Raw genomic sequence first — 18,651 nt, 5'->3', positions numbered from 1 at the left:
ACAGACTGCCGTTGAACGTATGTGAATCATGCGAGAGAGAGCCGACAATCGAGCACGGAATTGCCCCATCTGTTAGTGACCGGCAGGCACGGGGCCGCGACTCAGCAACATTTCCACGGCTTCCTGCGGAACCCGCTGCTGCCATCGATCGGCGTTGGTGTCGAAGATCCGCTGCCCCTCCTTGCGGGCGAGATCGGCGTCGAGCAGGAACTGTCGGCACCGATCGACGAACTCGTTCCGATCGTCGTAGGCGGTCAGACCGAAGACGGGCCCGAGGGAACCGATCGCCTCCGTCGTACCCACCACCGGTAGACCCCGGCTCGCCGCGTCGAGAAGCTTCACCCGGACCCCGCCGCCGGTCGAGATCGGCGCGACCAGGGCACGGCAGGAGCCGAGGAACGAGTCGAGGTCGTCGACGAAACCCAGATCGCGGACTCCCGCGGGTAGCGGCGGCGGTGTTGCGCCGGGCTTGGGTGCCCCGATGATGCACAGTTCGGCACCGTCGATCCCGTCGCCGATCCGCGGCCACAGTTCGAGGATCTCCAGAAAGCCTTCCTGGTTCGGCGGCCAGTCCCGCGTGCCCATGAACACCAGCCGCGGCACGTCCGCCTCGGAGCCGGCACGCGGGCCGGGCGGGAGGGTCAGATCGATCCAGCGTGCCCCCGGGCACCCTTCGTCGCGGTAGAACTGCGCTTCACCGAGGTCGTAGGTACCGACCGCGGACGCCGCTCGGGCAACCCCGAGTTCGTCGGCCAGTATCCGCGGCGCTTCGATCCTTCCGGGGAGTCCGCGGGTGAGCCGCCACACCAGCGACTCGGAGTTGACGGTGTTGACGACGAGTTCGCTGCGACCCACCTGCCAGGAGCGCAGATAGGACTCGGCCATGTAGGAGTGCTCGGCGACGAAGACGTCGCTGTCGAGTTCGTCGAGAACGCGGACGAGTTCGTCGACGTCGAAGCGGGTGTGGCACACGCTGCGTCGTGTCCGGAGACTGTCTGCGAGCAGTGCCGGCGCCTTCACCGGCGGTTTCGCCACCCGGATCACCGAACCGTCGGACGAGGTGGGCGGCGCCGTACCCGCTGCGAGATGGTTGGACAGGCACACCGTGCGGACGTCGAACGACTCGGCTGCGATGTCGAGGACCACCCGGGCCAGTGCCACATCGCCACCGTGGTCCAGCTCGATGTCCTTGGCCACCATGAACGTCACGGTCGTCATGCGTTGCCCTCCTTCGTTATTCGGGTTCTCTCCCGAGACAGTCCCGCCGGTCGTACCGATCGCAGGAAGATCACTAGGAGTACGGCGTCGGTGATCACCGACGCCGTTGCCGCTCCTACGGCGCCGAAACCGACCAGTGCCCAGACCATCCCGAGTTTGATTGGGACCAGTGCGGCCGCGGCGACGCTCCGGACGATGTCGCGGCGCTGCACATACAGGATGGTCGTGAGTACGTTGTTGACGATGCGCAGTCCGACGAACAGCGAGATGACGACGAGCGCCCACGCGAGTTCATCAGCGATCGACGTCGCCAGGAGAACAGCGCCGGCCGTCATGACCAGTGCCGACGTCACTGCCGCGACGACCAGGACGTGACTTCTCGGTGGCCCCGCCGACACGGCGCCGCCGGCAGCGCGCAGCGACTCGTGGTACGTGTTGGCCAACGACATCCCGACCTGTCCGGCGGCCCAGCCCACCGTACTCGCGATCGCGAAGTATCCGGCCACATCGGCATCGGTCAGCGCGCCCAGGAGCAGGATGTCGCCCTGCATGTAGAGCGCATTGGCGAGATGCTCGCCGAACAGGATCGCGATGAGCCGGGCCGACCCGGGGATCGCCGGCCGGTGACCGGGGATGAGGGTCACCGAGTACACGGCGACAACGAGATACGGTGCGAGATAGCAGAAGCTGGCGATCTCCAAATCCGGAGACTCCGCGAACTGCAGGTAACCGACGGCGAGTGCGATGCTCAGCAGCTGTCTCGTGGTGTCGTACCGCATGACGCGGTCGGGGTGTCCGTCGCGCAGGGCCCGGCTCTTGACGGCGTTAAAGACGATCTCGCCGCCGGCCACGAACAACGCGAACCACACGAGATACGACGTCGTCAGACATGCCGCGCCCGCCACCATGAGACCGAGCCCCAGCAGCACCCGGGTGACGCGCTCACCGTCGAAGGCGCGCTCGGACTCACGGATGGCACGTACCGCGAACGGATTGTCCAGTGGCGCTGCGATGATCGCGCCGAGGGCGAAGGCCATCGCGTACTCACCGTAGGAACCGACACCGAGATGGACGGTCAGGACGAGCGTCCAGGCCAGACCCGCGGCCCGGCCGCCATAGGTCCACGCCGCGGCGATCAGCGCCTTCGCGATCTGCTGCCGACCGGTTCTCGCATGCCCCGGGGTCGGCTCGGCCTCGGTGAGCCCCATCATCTTCGGCACAGCACACCCGACCACGTGGTGAGGTAGGTGTCGACGACCGCGTCAGGCTGACGGACTTCGCGCATCCGCCGCAGGGCGTTGACCATCACCGACAGACGATCGGGCGATCCGACGAGTGCGGTGGCCGCGGCCGCGAGCTCCTCGACCAGGACCTCGGGTGTACGACCCTCCTCGTCGACGACGACAGCGCCACCCTCCGAGCGAAGTTCCGCCAATGCGCCGTGACCGGTGCACACCACCGGGGTGAGGTGAGCAATGGCGTCGTTGACGACGCTCGACCCCGGGAACGCCTCACCGTACGGGCTGCGCGCACCGTAGGGCACGACGAGCGCACGGATCGACGAGAAGAAGTCCGGGAGATCCGCGTCGTCGAGGCCGCCGAGGATGTCTACCCCGTCGACCGCGGGCAGATCCTCGGTCCCGCGTCCGGCGATGCGGATCGCGATGTCCTCGGGAACGGCGCGGCGGAGCCGGGTCACATGTTCGAAACCCTTGCCGCGGTATACGAGTCCGAACAGTCCGATCGCCCGGGGCCGATCCGGCGCGGGGACCACTTCGCCCCGGGTCCACACCGGCATGTAGGCGTGCCGCACATCCGCGTCCGGATAGGCCCGCAGCAACGACCGCGCCCCCACGTCGCTCATCGCGAACAACGTCCGCGCCCCCGTGACACGGCGCTCGATCCCGCGCGAGAGCGGACGCAGCGGGAAGTGGATGGCGTGATTGAGGACCCGTCGCTGCGCCAGGGCGGCGACGCGACCCGGCCACCACACGAGGCCCGGAGGGTCGTGGACGGTGGCACTGACCAGAACATTCGGGCGCCGGCGCTCGAGCCCCGCAGTCGGCCAGAAGGATTCGACTGACCCGCCTGAGAGCTCACAGTGCACCACGACCGGTCGTGCGCCCGCATCGTCGATGATCGCGGCGATCTCTCGCCGACGCGCACGCAGGTCCCCGATCGAGTCGCTCCCGGGCCGGGGGTGCCGAACCTCATGGAAGTCGGCGACGCGCGAGCGCACCATGTCGGCGAAGACCTGCGCGTACGCACCGACCCCGCCGGCGCAATGTTCGGCCGCGACGTAGACGACCCGCACGCCCGGGAGCTGTTCGGGACCTCGGGCTGTCAGGCTCCGCTCATCGATCGGTCTCCCCATCAGTAGAACAGCGGCCGGTACTTGGGCCGGTACCGAAGTGCCGACTCCGGGCGCTGCGAGATGGTTCGAGCGGGTACCCCGCCGACGATGTCAAGATCGGCGACGTCGCGGCTGACGAGCGCACAGGCGGCGACGACCGCGCCGCGGCCGATGCTCACACCGCTGGTGACGGTGGCGCGGCTGGCGATCCACGCGTAGTCGCCGATGTACACCGGTTCGAGGATGGCCGCGAACTCCGGGCTCGCGGGATCGTGCTTGCCCGCGATGATCTGGGTGTCGCTGGCGATCACCACGTTGTCACCGATGCAGATTCCCGACCGGGCGTCGAACAGTACGCGGAACCCGATGGAGCACGCCTCGCCGATCCGGATCTGGTCGATGTCGAAGACCTGGCACCCCCGCAGGATCGAGGTGTCCTTGCCTATCTTCGCGCCGAACAGACGCAGGAACGCCTGACGAACGCTATGCGAGGGAAGGTAGGTGATCAGGTTGTTGTACAGCAGGATCCCGACCCGGTTCTTCGCCTTGGCGACGGTGGAGATCCCGGTGAAGGTGTGCCGCGGTACGAAGTCCGCGCGTCGGGGCACCGTCGGTCCGGCCGGTCCTGCCGCCGGTATCGTGGTGTCGTCGCTCTCGATGCTCACGCGCACTCCGCTTCTCTCACACCCGCCACGGCGGACACAAGGTTTCTCATTTCCTTGATGAAGGTCTCCTCGCCGAACTGGCCCACGTGCGACTTGATCTGCTCGGCATCCCACTCCCGGGTCGCCAGCTCCGACACGGCCGCACGGATACTCGCCGGGTCCGGTCGATCGAAGAAGACCCCGTTCACGCCTTCGTCGATGGTGTCGAGGAACCCGCCCCAGCGGAGCACGGCACAGGGTTTGCCGCGCATGCCTCCCTCGAGCGGGGTGAGACCGTAGTCCTCGAAACTCGCGGCCACCACCGCGGTGCAGTTCTCGTACAACCATCCCATCTCCGCGTCCGTGAGGTCGCAGAGCATCGTCACGTTGTCGGGGGCACTCGCGCGCAGCCGGTCGGCCTCCGGCCCACGACCGACGACGACGAGGTGATCGTCTGTCCCCCGGAACGATTCGATGACGGCGTCGACGTTCTTGTAGGCCAGCAGGCGAGAGATGCACAGGTGGAACGGGCGCTGAGGCACCCCGGCGGGCGGGGTCTGAGCGGTCGCCGGTTCCACCGGGGGGATCACCGGCGCCGGAACGACGGTCGATTCCAGACCGTACGTGTCCCGGATGCGATCCCGGACGGCACTCGAGATCGCCAGATAGCGGTCGCATCCGAGCGCCGCCGCGCGGTCCCATCGCCGCATCCGGCCGCCGAGCACCCGGATCGCGAGTTTCTTCAGAGTACTCGCGGACTCGCCGAGATAGATCTCGGTCTGATACAGCCAGCGGGCAGGTGAATAGCAGTAGACGAGCGAGTACCCCGGGATGTCGAATCCGTGTGCCCAACCACTCGAGCTCACCACGACGATATCGGCATCCACGCGCAGACGCGATGCCGCAGACGGCAACAGCGGAAGCGCGGACCGGTGATCGCGGCGAAGGGCGCCGACCCGGTTCACCGGTGAGGTGATGATCGTCTTGTCGCGGAACTCCTCATAAGTCCGGTCCGGCTCGTAGAGAAGCGTGTAGATCGGGGCGTCGGGGAATGCCCGGCTGAGGGACAGCACCACTTTCTCGGCCCCACCCCGCTGGGTCAGATAATCGTGAGCGATCGCCACGCGCGGCGATCCCCTCCCGCCACGACCGGCATCCATCATGTGAACCACAACAATCACTTTCCCCCCGACGAACTCCGAGAATTCTTCCCGCGACTAACGCGTGAACGCACTCGTACGGACGTCGACGTCCGCTCGCCCAGATCGTAATGCGCTCGCGCGCGTCATGCGCGGCAGGATCATCGAATGTGACCTTGCCGACGTGCGACGGGCGCGAGAACGGTTGGGCGGACGTGCTTGTCAGGTGGCACCCAGCACTCCGGCCGCATACTTCGGCGTCCAGTCGTGCTTGTAGATCGAACCGAAGTTCTGCTCCCGGTCGGCGGCGTTCGGTCCGTTGTCGCGGATGCTGTAGATGAAGGTCGGTCCTACGTATCCGGCCGACGAGGCGAAACCGAGTACATCCGTGATCTCTTTGGCCTGTTCCCATTCCGAGACCGCCTCGGGTGCGGTGCCGGTGGGCGCACCGAGTTCGGTGAACCAGATCTTCTTGTTCCCGTCGCCGCGCGCGACCATCAGATTCCGCACCGCCGGGACGTCGGAGATCGCATTCTCCGGGTTGGCGTGGAGCCCCGAGGGGAAGACATACGGGTGCATGGCGAGCGCGTCGAAACCGCCCTTTGCGCCGGCGTTGTACATCGCGGTATGGAAATTGACCGGCGAGTTCCAGCCGGCGGAGCGGCTCATCCCGGCACTGATCACCGTGGCGCCCGGCTGGGCCGACTTGATGGTGCTGTACGCCGATTTCAGCAGCGAGGTGTACCGAACGGCGTCGATCCCTCCACCGAAGAAGATGGGCAGGTTCGGTTCGTTCCAGATCTGGTGATGGGTCACCGCGTTCCCGTATCGGGCGATGAACCTGCGCAGGAACGTGTTCAGGTCGGCATTGTGGGTCGGGGGCGCGGTGAAGAAGCTACCGGCCGGGCGTGCCCATGCCGGCGAGGACACGACGTTCGCGAGCACCTTGAGGCCTCGTGCCCGCGCGCCGTTGATCAGGCGGTCCGGGCCGGACCAGTTGTAGGCGCCCTTGGTCGCCTCGATCGCATTCCAGTCGAGCGTGACCCGCAGCCAGGTCGCGTCGGTGCGCGCCGCGGCGTCGAGCTCGCGGTTCAGGTCGGCATCGGTCGCCCAGAGAAACCCCGAACCCCCCGCGAATCCGAAGCCACCGGACGTGGCCGGCACTGCCGCAGGGGCCTTTCCGGGGACGGACGCAGCGACGGCCAGACCGAGTACCAAAGAGATACTCACCACAGCTGCGGCGAAGAGTCGGGTTCTCGGAAAGCAAAATCCCCTAAAGGATCGTATTGTCATGCGCAGAGGATACCGCCGGGATGGGGAACCCACACGGGTAGCGGTCTCTGATCACGGTTGCGTTCAGAAATGTTCGCACACACACACGCTCTGGTCGAGGAATCAGTGCGTGTTCGGATCTTGGTGGGGGAACACCGTTGTCCCTTCACCGCGCACTGGGAGAAGTGTGATGAAGTCAGCGTTGATCACCGGAATCACCGGACAAGACGGCCTCTACCTCGCCGAACTCCTCCATTCGAAGGGCTACCGGGTCGTGGGTCTCGTTCGGGGACAGAACAATCCGAAGGCGGAGGGTCTCGCCGAGTCCCACCCGTATGTGGAGATCGTCAGCGGCAACCTCCTCGACCTGTCGAGTCTGATGCAGGCGATGAACTACGCCGACCCCGACGAGGTCTACAACCTCGGCGCGGTGTCGTTCGTCGCCTATTCGTGGCAGAACGCGCGCCTCACCAGTGACGTGACCGGTACGGGCGTACTGAACATGCTCGAAGCTGTTCGTCTGTACCAGGATACGTCCGGCAAAGCCGTGCGGTACTACCAGGCGTCGAGCTCGGAGATGTTCGGCAAGGTCCAGGAGGTCCCGCAGCGCGAGACGACCCTGCTGTGGCCGCGGTCCCCGTACGGCGTGGCGAAGGTGTTCGGTCATTACATGACGATCAACTACCGCGAGTCCTACGGCATGCACGCGAGCTCGGGGATTCTGTTCAACCACGAGTCACCTCGGCGTGGCCCGGAGTTCGTTACCCGTAAGGTGACGCGCGCCGTCGCGCGGATCTCGCTCGGGATCGACGACTCGCTCGCGCTCGGGAACCTGGATGCGAAGCGGGACTGGGGTTTCGCCGGTGACTATGTGCGAGCGATGTGGTTGATGTTGCAGCAGGACGTCGCCGACGACTACGTGATCTCCACCGGAGAGACCCACTCGATCCGCGAACTACTCGATGTCGCCTTCCGGGTCGCGGGCATCGACGACTGGGAGCCGTTCGTCCATCTCGATCCGCGTTTCTTCCGGCCCGCCGAGGTCGATCTGCTGATCGGTGACAGCACCAAGGCGCGCGAGATCCTCGACTGGAAGCCGGAGGTCGGATTCACCGACCTCGTCACGATGATGGTCGAAGCCGACCTCGGCCTCGAGTCGGAGAAGCTGGCCGGCAAGGTCGCATGACCCCGCCACGTGCGCTTGTCACCGGCGCGAACGGGCAGGACGGGCGGCTTCTGACCGGCACCTTGGTCGCCCGGGGATGGGACGTCATCGCCGTGGTGAGGCCCGGGCACGCAGGGGGCCCTCCGGCCGAGGGCATCGTGGCGACGAGCCCGGTCGACCTCGGCGACGCCGAGGCGACCCGTCGGGTGATCCTGGATCATGCCCCGGACCACATCTTTCACCTCGGGGCAGTGTCCTCGGTGGCGCAGAGTTGGGCCGATCCCCTGACCACGACCCGGGTGAACGGGATGTCGACGGTCGCGGTGCTCGAAGCCGCTGCGGATCTCGGCGACCGGGGCCACCCGGTGCATGTCGTGAACGCGTCGAGCGCCGAGATCTTCGCGGGAGCGGCGGTGACTCCGCAGGACGAGAGAACCCCCATCGCGCCGAACTCACCGTACGGCGCCGCAAAGGCCTACGGCCACACGATGGGAGCGGTCGCACGGGCGAGAGGCGTCGAGGTCGCGAACGCCATCCTCTACCCGCACGAGTCCCCGTTGCGGCCCTCGAGATTCGTGACCCGCAAGATCACGGCCGGGGTCGCCGCGATCGCCACCGGCCGCGCGACGCAGATCGTGCTGGGCAACATCGACGCGCGACGCGACTGGGGCTGGGCACCGGACTACGTGGACGCGATGACGATCCTCGCCGATCACCGGGCCAACGACGACTACGTCGTGGCAACCGGTGAATCACACAGTGTCGGCGACTTTCTCGCCACTGCGTTCCGGGTCGCGGGGATCGAGTCCTGGCACGAGATGGTGACCGCCGACCCGGCCCTGGTGCGTCCGGCCGACGGCGTGGATCTGGTCGGTGACCATCGGAAGATCACCGAAGAGTTCGGTTGGCGCCCCACCACGGTGTTCGACGAGGTGGTTGCCGCGATGGTCCGCCATGACCTGAACCTGGCGTCCCGGAGTGACGACCGCCGGGCGGCAGCCGTATGACCACGGCAGACGAGTCACCGCCCGGCAGGCACGATCCGGTCTTCCGGCGACCGATGGCCGTGCGACGTCGTCAGTCCCGGTCCCGGTCCTGGGTACCCAGGTACCGGACCTGGTTGCGGCGGGCGGATGTCCTCATCGTGGTGGGGTCGGTGGGTATGGCCCAGCAGCTCCGTTTCGGGTCCGGCGGATCACTTGATTCCGCTGCCGGCGTTCGCATTCCCTGGATCGTCGCGTCGGCTGTTCTCGTGGTCGTGTGGCTGACCGCGCTGTTCGCCTTCCAGTCCTACGACCGGCGGATCTTCGGTTCCGGCGCGCAGGAGTACAGCCGGGTGGCGACCGCCTGCTTCACCGTGTTCGGCACCCTCGCCATCATCGACCTGCTGTTCCGGATCAACATCGCACGCGGCTATCTCGCGATCGCGTTGCCTGTCGGGACGATCGGGCTGCTGGTGAGCAGGAACGTGTTCCGCAGAATGCTGGCCCGCGCGAGAGTCGCGGGCCGCCACCGGGAATCGGTGCTGATCGTCGGAAGTGACGAGTCGGTACGCCCCACGATCCGACGGTTGTCGGCCGCCGCCCCCCTGGGTTACGAGGTGGTCGGCGCATGTCTGCCCTCCGGTATGCGCAGCGGTTCCGGCGAGATCGCCGTAGAGGGAGCCGTCGTCCCGGTGCTCGGGGACTTCGACGACGTGGCCGTTGCGGTTGGCGCCTGCGGCGCCACCACGGTGGCAGTCACCTCCGCCGACGCCCTGGGCCACCAGGCCATGCAGGATATGTCGTGGAATCTGCACGGTCTCGACGTCGACATGGTCCTGGCGCCGGGCGTCGCCGATGTCACCGGCCCGCGGATGATGGTGCGCCCGGTGGCCGGATTGCCACTGCTCCACATCGATCACCCGCGGTACGAGGCGGCGAGCCGGCTCCGTAAGGCGGCGCTGGACCGCTGCGGCGCAGCACTTCTGATCCTCTTGCTGGCACCGCTGCTCGTCGTGGTCGCCGTCGCCGTCGTGGTCGACACCGGTCTGCCCGTCTTCTATCGTGCCGAGCGCGTGGGTGTGGGGAACCGGACCTTCCGCATGTGGAAGTTCCGGTCGATGGTGACCGGCGCGGACCGGATGCGTGCCGATCTTCACGACCAGGACGAGGGCGCGGGTCTGCTGTTCAAGATGCGCGACGATCCGCGGGTCACGCGGGTGGGCAACGTCATCCGCGCCTACAGCCTCGACGAACTCCCACAGCTGTTCAACGTGCTGACCGGTGACATGAGCCTCGTCGGACCACGACCACCGCTGCCGGAAGAGGTTGAGAAGTACGACGGGCGGGTGGCGCGGCGCATGCTCGTCAAGCCGGGGATGACCGGATTGTGGCAGGTGTCGGGGCGCTCGGATCTGTCGTGGGAGGAAGCGGTCCGCCTCGACCTCTCCTACGTCGAGAACTGGTCGATCATGCAGGATCTGACGATTCTCTGGAAGACGGCGCGTGCCGTGATCGCCAAGGACGGCGCATACTGAGCCGGGCTGGCCTCTCCGCGCTCCCTCCGGGTCACGCGGGTGACGAACTTTCCAGCCGTCGGTAGGCCTCGAACATCGCGTGCCCGAGGTGTTGCTGGCCCTCGGCGTTGTAGTGGATCAGTTCACCGGGGTTGTGCATCCCCCGCGGACCGGCAACACAGGCGCAGGACCGGTGTCTCGACGGAACGTCCGCGTGGATCGAGTCGATGCCCGGATATCCCGGGTGCCCGGTCGCGATCTCCTCGGGCACCATCCGTCCCAGGAGGAACGGCACCGGGCCGAATTCGTCTCGCAGACCGTTGATCAGCGCATCGAGTTTGTCCCGGTAGACCTCGGGACGGGTCAGCGGGACATCGCTCTCACCCTGGTGCCAGAGGATCGCGGCGAGTCGAGAATCCCGGCCGGCCGCGGTGAGTGCGTTGGCGATCTGACGAACCGCGAGGTCGTACAGGTTCACACGGGCCGTGCGGTTGCCGCGATCCCAGCTGTAGCCGTTCTTCTGTCGAAAGGCCGTGTCCCCACGCGCAGACGGCACCAGCAACACCGGCCGGCCGGTGTGAACGGCGAGCAGTGAGCCGAACGTCGTCGCGAATCCTGCGCCCGCGCCCGGGATCTCGTGCAGGAGTGGGTCCTCGGCGAGCAGGACACGACCGCGGCGGCGCCCGCATCCGGGCCACTGATGCACCCGTGGGTCTGGTACGGGCGGACGCTGACCGGGGACGAGACGACCCGCGCCGTGAGCGTTGGACTGTCCGAGAACCGCGACCACAGAGTAGTTTCCTGCGGGTTCGACCTCGGTTCCCGACGCCCGCAAGCGCTTGACGGCATCCTTCGCCCGGACCGTCCATTGCACCGTCAGCGGTGCGTCGCCGTGGCGGCGTAGATCTTGCTCGGACGGAACCGGATGAGTGTTCATGGGAGTCCCCGTCGACGTTCGGTTGATCAGCGTCCGTGGCAACCCGACGGCACCGGCTCCCCGGCGAACCTGTCCAGGATCCACGGCAGCATCGCCACCGCGTCCACGTCGGCGTGCCCTCGGTCCGGTTGGTGATCGACCGTGACCGAATCCCCCACCGCACAGGCCCGCTCGATGAACGACGCCGTCCACTCGGCGTCGATGAACGTGTCGGTCCCACCGTAGAGGACGTACATCGGCACCGGTGTCCGCGCGACGGGCACCGCATAGCGCGTCAATCGCGCCGCCAGCGTCGTAGCCGACGCATCGGTGCCCGGGCCGATGTCGCCCGGACCGAGTGTTCCGGCGGCCGCTGCACGCCGTGCAGTCGCCGGGCCGGTGCACGCGGACAGTGTGTCCCACGCGCCGACCGCAGCGCCGCGACGGTAGTCGTCGAGCCGTACCGAGCCATCCGAACGCGACCACGCCTCCAGGACCCACTGCAGCATGAGTTGCTGGTCCCGGGTCATCGTCCCCGCACGTGACTTCTCGACCAGACCGACGACGTCGGCGGCCGGCACCATCGCCGCCGCGCCGACCAGGCCTGTCTCGGCTCCGTACTGCGGTGCGATCATGGCGGCCGCCAGCACCGCACCGCCTCCCTGCGACCCGCCGTAGGCCGCCCAGGTGTCAGAGGCATACGGGAGCACCGCTCGCAGTGCCCGCACGGAGTCGATGACGTTCCGTCCCGCTGTGCGCGCGTCGAGGTAAGGGTGTACGCCCCGGGCGCCCAGGCCCTGGTAGTCGGGAAGGGCGACGACGAATCCCGCCTTCACCAGATTGTGGGCCAGGACTCCGAGACCGTACATCCCGTCGGCCGCCGATGGTGCGCACGGTTGGTCGATGCCGGTGGTGCCGTGTGCGAACGCCACCACCGGACGTGTCTGTCCGGCTTCGGGTTCGGGCCCGGTGACGATCAGGCCGCTGACGACGGTGGGTTTTCCGGTGCCGGCGTCGGTCGACCAGTACTCCACCCGGATGGCGCTGACGTCGTCGAGTCGTGCCGACAACGGCAGAGTGCCGACACGTTCGGCGGACACCACCTTCCCGGGTCCCTCGGTCGCGGTGAAAGGCACCGGCGCGTCGTCGGATTCGAGCGCGACCTTCGAGATGCGTATTCCGGCGACCAGCACGAGCAGCACGACCAGGTTCGACACCAGCGCGAACGGAACGGCGACGAGCAACGGATGTCGGCGGACGACGCCGATCATCGCGTTCGCAACTTACGGGCGAGCGTCATGGCCGGCTTCTCGACGTAGTGGTAGCTCAGGCTCGCGAACACCAGACTGACCGCACCGACGAGTGCGATGTTGATCGCGAGTCCGGGGACCGAATCCCCCTGCAACCATCCCAGCCGGCCCAGCACGATGATCAGCGGGAAGTGCCACAGGTAGATGCTGAGCGACACCTGGCCGCTGTAGTCGAACGGCTTCCAGTCGAGGACCGAGGCGAGTCTGCTGTCCTGTCCGCTCGCGAGTGGCAGCACGATGATGAGGATGACCAGCGCGGACGCCAGTGCCGTGAAGGTCGACTGGAACGACGACCCGGCCGCGATGAGCAGCAGCATCGCCATCAACGACGGCACGAGGGCGATGACCGCCCCGACCCGTAGCCGCCGTGCGATCCGAGCGGAGATGTGGCCGGCCCCGACCGCCACGAAGGCGGCGGTCGCGAGCATCCCGAACGCGAAGTTGTCGGAGGCGGCGAAGAAACTGCGCAGGATGACCGCGGCGGCGTTCGGTCCCCAGTTCTGTTCGGTGACATCGGTGATGCCTTCGGCGGCGGCCACCTTGCCGGCGACCAGCTTTCCGATGGTGCCCACGATGATCAGCAGCACCGGCGGGCCCACCACCAGCAGTGCCGCATGGGTGCCGAACCTCCTCCGCAGCCACCACATCGCCATCCCGAAGAGCGGAAGTGATACGTAGAAGACGAGTTCGAGCGTCAGCGACCACGCCGGGCTGATACCGGTCTGGAGATACTGCGGGAAGTAGGTCTGGGTCAGTGAGAGGTTGGTGAGCAGCATCCACGGATCCGTGATCATGCCGGTTCCGGTGCCCTCGCCGGTCTCGCTCACCGCGTACTCGTTCGCGAGGAACGACGCCTGCAACACGAAGTTGACGACGAGGAAGATCGCCAGGTACGCCGGGAACACCCGGAGGACCCGGTGCGTCAGGTACATCCGGACGTCGGGTGGCGATTGCCGCTCCCGCAGCAGATCTCGCACGTAGGGCAGGTAGAGCAGGAAGCCCGAGAGCGCGAAGAAGAAGATGAGGGCCTGGCCGAGGAGCTGGAGTCCACCGCGACTCATGGTGTCCGGCGAATGGTGCACCGCCACATGGACGATCACGACCGCCCAGCACGCGAGACCCCGCGGACCGTCGAGACCGCGGATGCGGCCGCGCTGAGGCGTCGCCGCAGCCGGGGTGGTGGGCCCGCCGGCGGCGGCCGGCGGGACCGTGCCGCCGGGTCGTGCCAACTCTTCGGTCATGGCGCGTCCTCGGTCTCGACACATCGGTTGTAACTCGCCTCACCGTCGAAGCGGGCGGTCAGCCAGCCCACCACCTGACGGCCGTCGACGCCGCCGTGGTCGGCGGCGGGTTGGAACTGCGTGTGGACGATGTCGCCGCGGGCGCAGCTGTCCCGGATCGCCGCGGTCGTCCAACGCGACAACACGAGTTCGTCCTTGCCGCCGTAGATCACGAGTGACGGCGACGCGGCCGGGAGGTCGGGCAGCGCTCGTTCGCGCAGCAGAGCCCGTAGTTCCGCGACTGCCGCGGGTGAGGACGGTCGGAGGTTCTCCGGCGTCAGCGACCCGAGCACCTCGGCGCGTCGTGCGCCCTGGGATGCCGAACACTGCGACAGCTCGTCCCAGTGCATCAGGACGTCGGGACCGACGAACCGGCTCAGGTCGAGTTGCGGGTTCTCCCATTCGAGGGCCAGCAGGAGCCAGTTGAGCAGACCGTACTGCTCGACCGTCATCTGCTCCCGGGCAGCGAGGTCGGCGAGTTCGGAGACGTCGGAGGCAGGCGACAGCGCGGCGACTCCGACCAGATCGAGTTCGCCCCCATAGTTTCTGGCCAGTTTGTTGGCAGCCCAGGCGGCCTGTCCACCCTGAGAACCACCGAGCGCGGCCCAGCTCGTCCCGGTCCCGGGCACCAGGTGCCGCGCGGCCCGCACCGCGTCGATGACGTTGCGGCCGGCGGTACGTGCATCCAGATACGGGTGGGTCGGCCGTCCCTCGCCGGGAATCCCCAGTCCCTGGTAGTCGGGCACCGCGACGACATACCCCAGTTCGAGCCAGCCGGCCGCGGTCACAGCGAGGTCTCCGAGATCGGACCTCAGGGTGACGCCGCACTCACCCAGGACACCGCTCGTTCCGTGCGGCAGGACGATGACCCGCCGCCCACCCGCGGGCGCAGGCCCTCTCGGCGCGAAGAACGCACCCCACACCTCGGTTTGGGCGCCGGTCCGTCCGTCGGTCGACACGTACCTGACCCGAAGCGCCAGTTGCGAGTTCGCGCGTACCCGCCGGTCGAGCAGTGGCATCGTCTCGGCCGCGCGCAGAGCACCGGGGCTCGTGCCCTCGGTGTCGACGCGGTACTCGACGCCGCCCGCGCCCACCGGGGCCGTGCCGGGTTCGGGTGGCGCCGTCGAACATCCCACCACTGCGATGGCAGCGGTCAGCAGGATCGTCGCGATCCCCCGCCGCCCGGTTCTCGGTGTCCTCATCGTGCTGTCCCTCCCTGTGCCCCCACCAGATCGTCGTCGCTGCGGTGGTCCGGCGCCCGTGGCACGCGTGCCTCCCGCGGGCCGACGACCCGATCGCGTCCGAGCTCCACTGCGACGACGAGCAGCAGAGCCACCACCAGCCCCAAGGCCGCGGCCGTGCCGAGCGTGCTCCCGAGATCTGGCAGTATCGGCGAATCGGGAGCCCGCGCACTGTCGATCACGTCGATCGCGTGCAGCGGACGCGCGATCGGCACCGAGCTCCATTCGAGTTCCACCACGAGGTCGCGCAGGACCTCGACCACGCCGTCGGCGAGATACATCGCCGCTTGCGATGTGGGTCCGGTGGCGACGATCTCGAGCACCGCGGTGTCCGGCGGCGAGGTGACGATCAGGCGCCCACGGAGTTCGTCCAGGGTGACGCCGTCACCGAGAACCCCGGCGTCGTCGTCGACGACCAGCCGGGCCAGCACCTGGTCCGACGTCGCCAACTGCATGTAACTCGCGGTACGCAACTGCCCGGCGAGGTCACTGGCCTGCTCGGCCGCGACACTCGAGGGCCCCGGCGCGAGTACGAGTGCGCTCGAGCGTGCCTCGTAGGTCTCGGGCGTGAGGGCGAACACCCCGAGGCCGACGAGAACCGCGGCGAGCGAGGAGGCGACGACCACCACGATGTTCCGGCGGACCATGCCGAGGTAATCCGACGGTCGCCGCGACGACGGGGACCTCACTGCACGTCCTGGCAGTTCTGCGGCGGATTCCATCCGTTCGCCAGCGACTTCATCCATGCCACGGACTGACCGGAGTCCAGATCGGCGTGCGTCTCACCGATCCGCCGAATCGCCTGGATCGGCGACCCGGCCGCACAGGCGCGACTGATCGCGCCCTCGGTCCACGGTGCCGCGATGAGCGGGTCGTCGGTGCTGTACATGATGAGAGTCGGGGCACGCGCGACCCCTACCGGAAGCGCGGTGTCCCTGAGGTAGTCGCGCAATCGCGCAGAGGCCCGGGGGTTCCGGGGCCGCACGTCCTCGACACCGATCGAGTTCAGGACGCGCTGGGTGACGTCGACGTCGATCGGGATGCAGCGGAGCACCTCGGCCCAGTTCTGCCTCAGGAGCGCCGACCGATAGTCGTCGCGATCGAAGTCGTCAGGCAGGGTGCGGGCGACCGAATCGACTAGGTAGGCCATCATCGGGACCTGATCGGGTGTCAGCGTGCCCCGCTCGGCGCGATCGACCAGGCCGGTCATGTTCGACACCGGCACCAGCGACACCGTGCCCAGCAGGTCGAGACCGCCACCGTAGACGGGAGCGAGTTCGCCTGCCGCCCAGGAGGCCATGCCACCCAGCGACACCCCGTAGGAGATCCATCTGTCGCTCAGCCCCGGGAAGACCGCACGTGCGGCACGCACCGCGTCGATCATGTTGTAGCCGTACGATCGCGCGTCGAGGAACGCGTGATCGGCACCGCGGATCCCGAGACCCTCGTAGTCGGACATCGCGACGGCGAAGCCGTTGAGGACCAGTGCCGCGATGATCTGATCGCTGCCGATCAGGTTGGCGTACTCCGACGGACCACAGTTGTCGAGCACGCCGGTGGTGCCGTGTCCGAACGAGATGGTCGTCCAGCCTCCCGCAGGTGGGATGCCCTTCGGTGTCACCACTATCCCCGAGACCACCGTCGGGGACCGATCCAGACCGGATGTCGATCGGTATTCGACGCGTTTGACGATCGCACCGAGTTCGTCGATGACCGGGATCGGGCCGCGCGGCGGATCCTCGACCTCCAGGACGGCACCTGGCCTGCCCGTGTCGCGGGCACCGACGACCACGGGTTCCGGGTACGGGGTCACCAGGTCGGGTGACGGTTGGATCGTCAGGGGGATGGCGGCGTGACCGGTGCGTTCATCCGCGACACCGGTCGTCCCACAACCACTTACCAGGGCACCGGTGACGATCACGGCGGCGAGTCCGGAGAGGCCGATCCGCCGCTGGCGGGGCGACCGCCGCGTCAACGACCCTCCCCGTCGTCCGGCACCCCGATCGGGGACGCCACGCGACCGTTCCGTGTGTGGCGGTAGACCTCGGCGCGGATGCCGGCCGAACCCGGCGCTTCGCGTTCGGCGTCCGTCCCGACGTGCGGAGCCGCATCGTCGGCCGCCGGAGCCGCCTTGTCCGCACGTGACCGGGAGGCCGTGCCGCCGACCAGGATGGTGCCGGCGACGGCGCCGACTAGCTCGATGGTCTCCATGGTCTCGCGCAACGACTTCCGCGTCGCGGCACCACTACGCACCACCACGACGGTGGCATCGGCGAGTGCGGCGAACACGATGGCCCCGGGGCTCGACACGATCGCGGGTCCGGCGATCACGATGTAGTCGAACCTGCTCCGCAGGTCGTCGAACACGCCGGCCACCGCGGGTCCGCTCACCAGCGCACCCGGTTCCGGCGGAACGGGTCCGGCGGGCAGGACCGTGAGGTCTCCTCGCTTCACGAACGGATCGACGCTCCCGGCGCTGCCGGTGAGGACGGTCGACAGACCATGGTCGGACGACGACGTGGCGCCGGTGATCCCGTGGCCGGTGAGATCACCGTCGACGAGCAGGACACTGTTGCCCGTGGCGGAGATCGTGGCCGCGAACCGCGCTGCGACCGAACCCGCTTCGCTGTCCTTCCCGACGCCGACGAACCCCAGTACCCGCGGCGCAAGGCCGTCCGGCTGTCGTTGCGCCCCCAGGAAACGGATCAGGTTGTGCGCTCCGCGCAGCGAGTCGGCGTCGGGATCGGCCGTGCCGAGGCCCGCCGGCCCATCGGCCGCGTCGGCTCGATGTGTCACCGTCGCCAGTACCGGGTGGTGCGCCGAATCCACAGCCGCCGACACGTCCTCGACGGTGCCCCGGCGGCGCCACCCCAGCAGCAACGCGGTGAGTACACCCACCACGAGTCCCCCGACGACCCCGAGCGCGGTCCAGGGGAGCCACGGCGGGCTCACGCGGGCGGGGAGGCCCGGCTCGTCGTAGAGGACGGCCGAGGCGGCCGGGGTGCCGCCGCGCCGAGAGGTCTCGAGTTCCTCGACTACCTCGACGGTCTGCTGGGCGATCGCGGACGCATACGATTGTGCGCGTTGTGGACTCGGTCCGGTGACCGAGATGGTGAGGATGACGGTGTCGTCGACCGGCAGTGCGGTCGTCCGGGCTCGCAGGTCGGCGGGACTGATCGCCCCGTCGAGCGCGGCCGACGCGCGAGTGGCGACCTGTTCGCTCACCGCGACCTGCGCGTAGGAGTTGACGCGACCCTCGGCGAAGAGGTTGTTCTGGTACGACTCGCCGACCGAGGTTCCGCCCTCCGCCGTGACGAAAAGCCTTGCGGACGACACGTATTCCGTCGACTGGACGAACATGCCGTAACCGAAACCGATCAGTCCGAAGGTGACCGCGCCGGCGACGAGCGCCCACCAATAACGCACGATGACGCGAACGTAGTCACTGAGTGGCACGAACATGCCTCCTTCCGGGGATGGTGAGCTGGCTGACGCGCCGAATATCCACCGCGTGATGTCCGATGGACGTGTCCGTGGAGGCTGTTCGACCGTTCGTGCCGCCCCCCGACGCGACAACTCTAACCAGTGCGCGCGGACCGCGCGCTCCGAGTACTGT

At 67.9% G+C, this 18,651-nt stretch carries 16 protein-coding genes; 3 read left to right on the top strand and 13 right to left on the bottom strand.

The genetic code is table 11. From position 1 onward, the window contains the following. Positions 1-72 precede the first annotated feature (72 nt). The 6 genes from GR168_RS04975 to GR168_RS04950 form a co-directional block, all read right to left on the bottom strand. Positions 73-1,218, bottom strand: a complete 1,146-nt coding sequence (locus GR168_RS04975) for a glycosyltransferase family 4 protein (RefSeq protein ID WP_159370185.1) — start codon at positions 1,216-1,218, stop codon at positions 73-75. Further along, positions 1,215-2,429, bottom strand: coding sequence for a hypothetical protein (locus GR168_RS04970; RefSeq protein WP_203235930.1), 1,215 nt, complete (start codon positions 2,427-2,429; stop codon positions 1,215-1,217). Before GR168_RS04970 ends, GR168_RS04975 begins: the two co-directional genes overlap by 4 nt. Continuing rightward, the gene (locus tag GR168_RS04965) at positions 2,426-3,592 is read right to left on the bottom strand and encodes a glycosyltransferase (RefSeq protein ID WP_159370184.1); all 1,167 of its coding nucleotides are present in this window, start codon (positions 3,590-3,592) and stop codon (positions 2,426-2,428) included. Before GR168_RS04965 ends, GR168_RS04970 begins: the two co-directional genes overlap by 4 nt. Continuing rightward, positions 3,592-4,230: an acyltransferase gene (locus GR168_RS04960; RefSeq protein WP_159371832.1), complete on the bottom strand. Its 639-nt coding sequence runs from the start codon at positions 4,228-4,230 to the stop codon at positions 3,592-3,594. Before GR168_RS04960 ends, GR168_RS04965 begins: the two co-directional genes overlap by 1 nt. Before the next feature lie 2 nt (positions 4,231-4,232). Further along, the gene (locus tag GR168_RS04955) at positions 4,233-5,378 is read right to left on the bottom strand and encodes a glycosyltransferase (RefSeq protein ID WP_159371831.1); all 1,146 of its coding nucleotides are present in this window, start codon (positions 5,376-5,378) and stop codon (positions 4,233-4,235) included. 198 nt (positions 5,379-5,576) lie between these two features. Then, entirely contained in the window at positions 5,577-6,587 is a 1,011-nt protein-coding gene (locus tag GR168_RS04950; RefSeq protein ID WP_203235895.1) for a hypothetical protein, read from the bottom strand. Between the two features lie 229 nt (positions 6,588-6,816). Here GR168_RS04950 and GR168_RS04945 point away from each other — a divergent pair, with 229 nt between their 5' ends. Genes GR168_RS04945 through GR168_RS04935 form a run of 3 tightly spaced genes read left to right on the top strand, consistent with a single transcriptional unit; the run spans position 6,817 to position 10,309 of the window. Then, positions 6,817-7,812, top strand: a complete 996-nt coding sequence (locus GR168_RS04945) for a GDP-mannose 4,6-dehydratase (RefSeq protein ID WP_159370182.1) — start codon at positions 6,817-6,819, stop codon at positions 7,810-7,812. After that, positions 7,809-8,798, top strand: coding sequence for a GDP-mannose 4,6-dehydratase (locus tag GR168_RS04940; RefSeq protein ID WP_159370181.1), 990 nt, complete (start codon positions 7,809-7,811; stop codon positions 8,796-8,798). The genes GR168_RS04945 and GR168_RS04940 overlap by 4 nt, the downstream gene beginning before the upstream one ends. Next, positions 8,795-10,309 carry a sugar transferase gene (locus GR168_RS04935; protein ID WP_159370180.1) on the top strand — a complete coding sequence of 505 codons (1,515 nt, stop codon included), beginning with the start codon at positions 8,795-8,797 and terminating at the stop codon, positions 10,307-10,309. Before GR168_RS04940 ends, GR168_RS04935 begins: the two co-directional genes overlap by 4 nt. A 31-nt stretch (positions 10,310-10,340) precedes the next feature. On the opposite strand, the gene GR168_RS04930 is transcribed toward GR168_RS04935, so the two are convergent. From GR168_RS04930 to GR168_RS04900, 7 genes are read right to left on the bottom strand one after another with little or no spacing between them, the layout of a single operon-like run. Next, positions 10,341-11,225 (bottom strand): sialate O-acetylesterase, encoded by an 885-nt coding sequence (locus GR168_RS04930; RefSeq protein WP_159370179.1) that lies wholly within the window; start codon positions 11,223-11,225, stop codon positions 10,341-10,343. 26 nt (positions 11,226-11,251) lie between these two features. Further along, positions 11,252-12,475, bottom strand: a complete 1,224-nt coding sequence (locus GR168_RS04925; RefSeq protein ID WP_159370178.1) for a lipase family protein — start codon at positions 12,473-12,475, stop codon at positions 11,252-11,254. Next, a complete protein-coding gene (locus GR168_RS04920) occupies positions 12,472-13,755 on the bottom strand; it encodes an acyltransferase (RefSeq protein WP_159370177.1) in 1,284 nt (427 codons plus the stop codon). Before GR168_RS04920 ends, GR168_RS04925 begins: the two co-directional genes overlap by 4 nt. Then, positions 13,752-14,996, bottom strand: a complete 1,245-nt coding sequence (locus GR168_RS04915) for a lipase family protein (protein ID WP_238995021.1) — start codon at positions 14,994-14,996, stop codon at positions 13,752-13,754. Before GR168_RS04915 ends, GR168_RS04920 begins: the two co-directional genes overlap by 4 nt. Continuing rightward, positions 14,993-15,724 carry a protein tyrosine kinase gene (locus GR168_RS04910; RefSeq protein ID WP_159370176.1) on the bottom strand — a complete coding sequence of 244 codons (732 nt, stop codon included), beginning with the start codon at positions 15,722-15,724 and terminating at the stop codon, positions 14,993-14,995. The genes GR168_RS04915 and GR168_RS04910 overlap by 4 nt, the downstream gene beginning before the upstream one ends. Beyond that, on the bottom strand, positions 15,721-17,010 hold the full coding sequence (locus tag GR168_RS04905) for a lipase family protein (protein WP_238995020.1): 1,290 nt from the start codon (positions 17,008-17,010) through the stop codon (positions 15,721-15,723). Before GR168_RS04905 ends, GR168_RS04910 begins: the two co-directional genes overlap by 4 nt. Then, entirely contained in the window at positions 17,007-18,497 is a 1,491-nt protein-coding gene (locus tag GR168_RS04900; protein ID WP_238995019.1) for a polysaccharide biosynthesis tyrosine autokinase, read from the bottom strand. The genes GR168_RS04905 and GR168_RS04900 overlap by 4 nt, the downstream gene beginning before the upstream one ends. Positions 18,498-18,651 lie beyond the last annotated feature (154 nt).

It is taken from the genome of Gordonia sp. JH63, assembly GCF_009856645.1.
In the GTDB taxonomy this organism is placed as follows: Bacteria; Actinomycetota; Actinomycetes; order Mycobacteriales; family Mycobacteriaceae; genus Gordonia; species Gordonia hongkongensis.
This window is presented reverse-complemented; position numbering and strand designations above follow the sequence as displayed.

Coding starts and splice junctions, on each gene's coding strand:
- GR168_RS04975 (WP_159370185.1), bottom strand. CDS start 1,218: ATGACGACCGTGACGTTCATGGTGGCCAAGGACATCGAGCTGGACCAC.
- GR168_RS04970 (WP_203235930.1), bottom strand. CDS start 2,429: ATGATGGGGCTCACCGAGGCCGAGCCGACCCCGGGGCATGCGAGAACC.
- GR168_RS04965 (WP_159370184.1), bottom strand. CDS start 3,592: ATGGGGAGACCGATCGATGAGCGGAGCCTGACAGCCCGAGGTCCCGAA.
- GR168_RS04955 (WP_159371831.1), bottom strand. CDS start 5,378: ATGATGGATGCCGGTCGTGGCGGGAGGGGATCGCCGCGCGTGGCGATC.
- GR168_RS04945 (WP_159370182.1), top strand. CDS start 6,817: ATGAAGTCAGCGTTGATCACCGGAATCACCGGACAAGACGGCCTCTAC.
- GR168_RS04940 (WP_159370181.1), top strand. CDS start 7,809: ATGACCCCGCCACGTGCGCTTGTCACCGGCGCGAACGGGCAGGACGGG.
- GR168_RS04935 (WP_159370180.1), top strand. CDS start 8,795: ATGACCACGGCAGACGAGTCACCGCCCGGCAGGCACGATCCGGTCTTC.
- GR168_RS04930 (WP_159370179.1), bottom strand. CDS start 11,225: ATGAACACTCATCCGGTTCCGTCCGAGCAAGATCTACGCCGCCACGGC.
- GR168_RS04925 (WP_159370178.1), bottom strand. CDS start 12,475: ATGATCGGCGTCGTCCGCCGACATCCGTTGCTCGTCGCCGTTCCGTTC.
- GR168_RS04920 (WP_159370177.1), bottom strand. CDS start 13,755: ATGACCGAAGAGTTGGCACGACCCGGCGGCACGGTCCCGCCGGCCGCC.
- GR168_RS04915 (WP_238995021.1), bottom strand. CDS start 14,996: ATGAGGACACCGAGAACCGGGCGGCGGGGGATCGCGACGATCCTGCTG.
- GR168_RS04900 (WP_238995019.1), bottom strand. CDS start 18,497: ATGTTCGTGCCACTCAGTGACTACGTTCGCGTCATCGTGCGTTATTGG.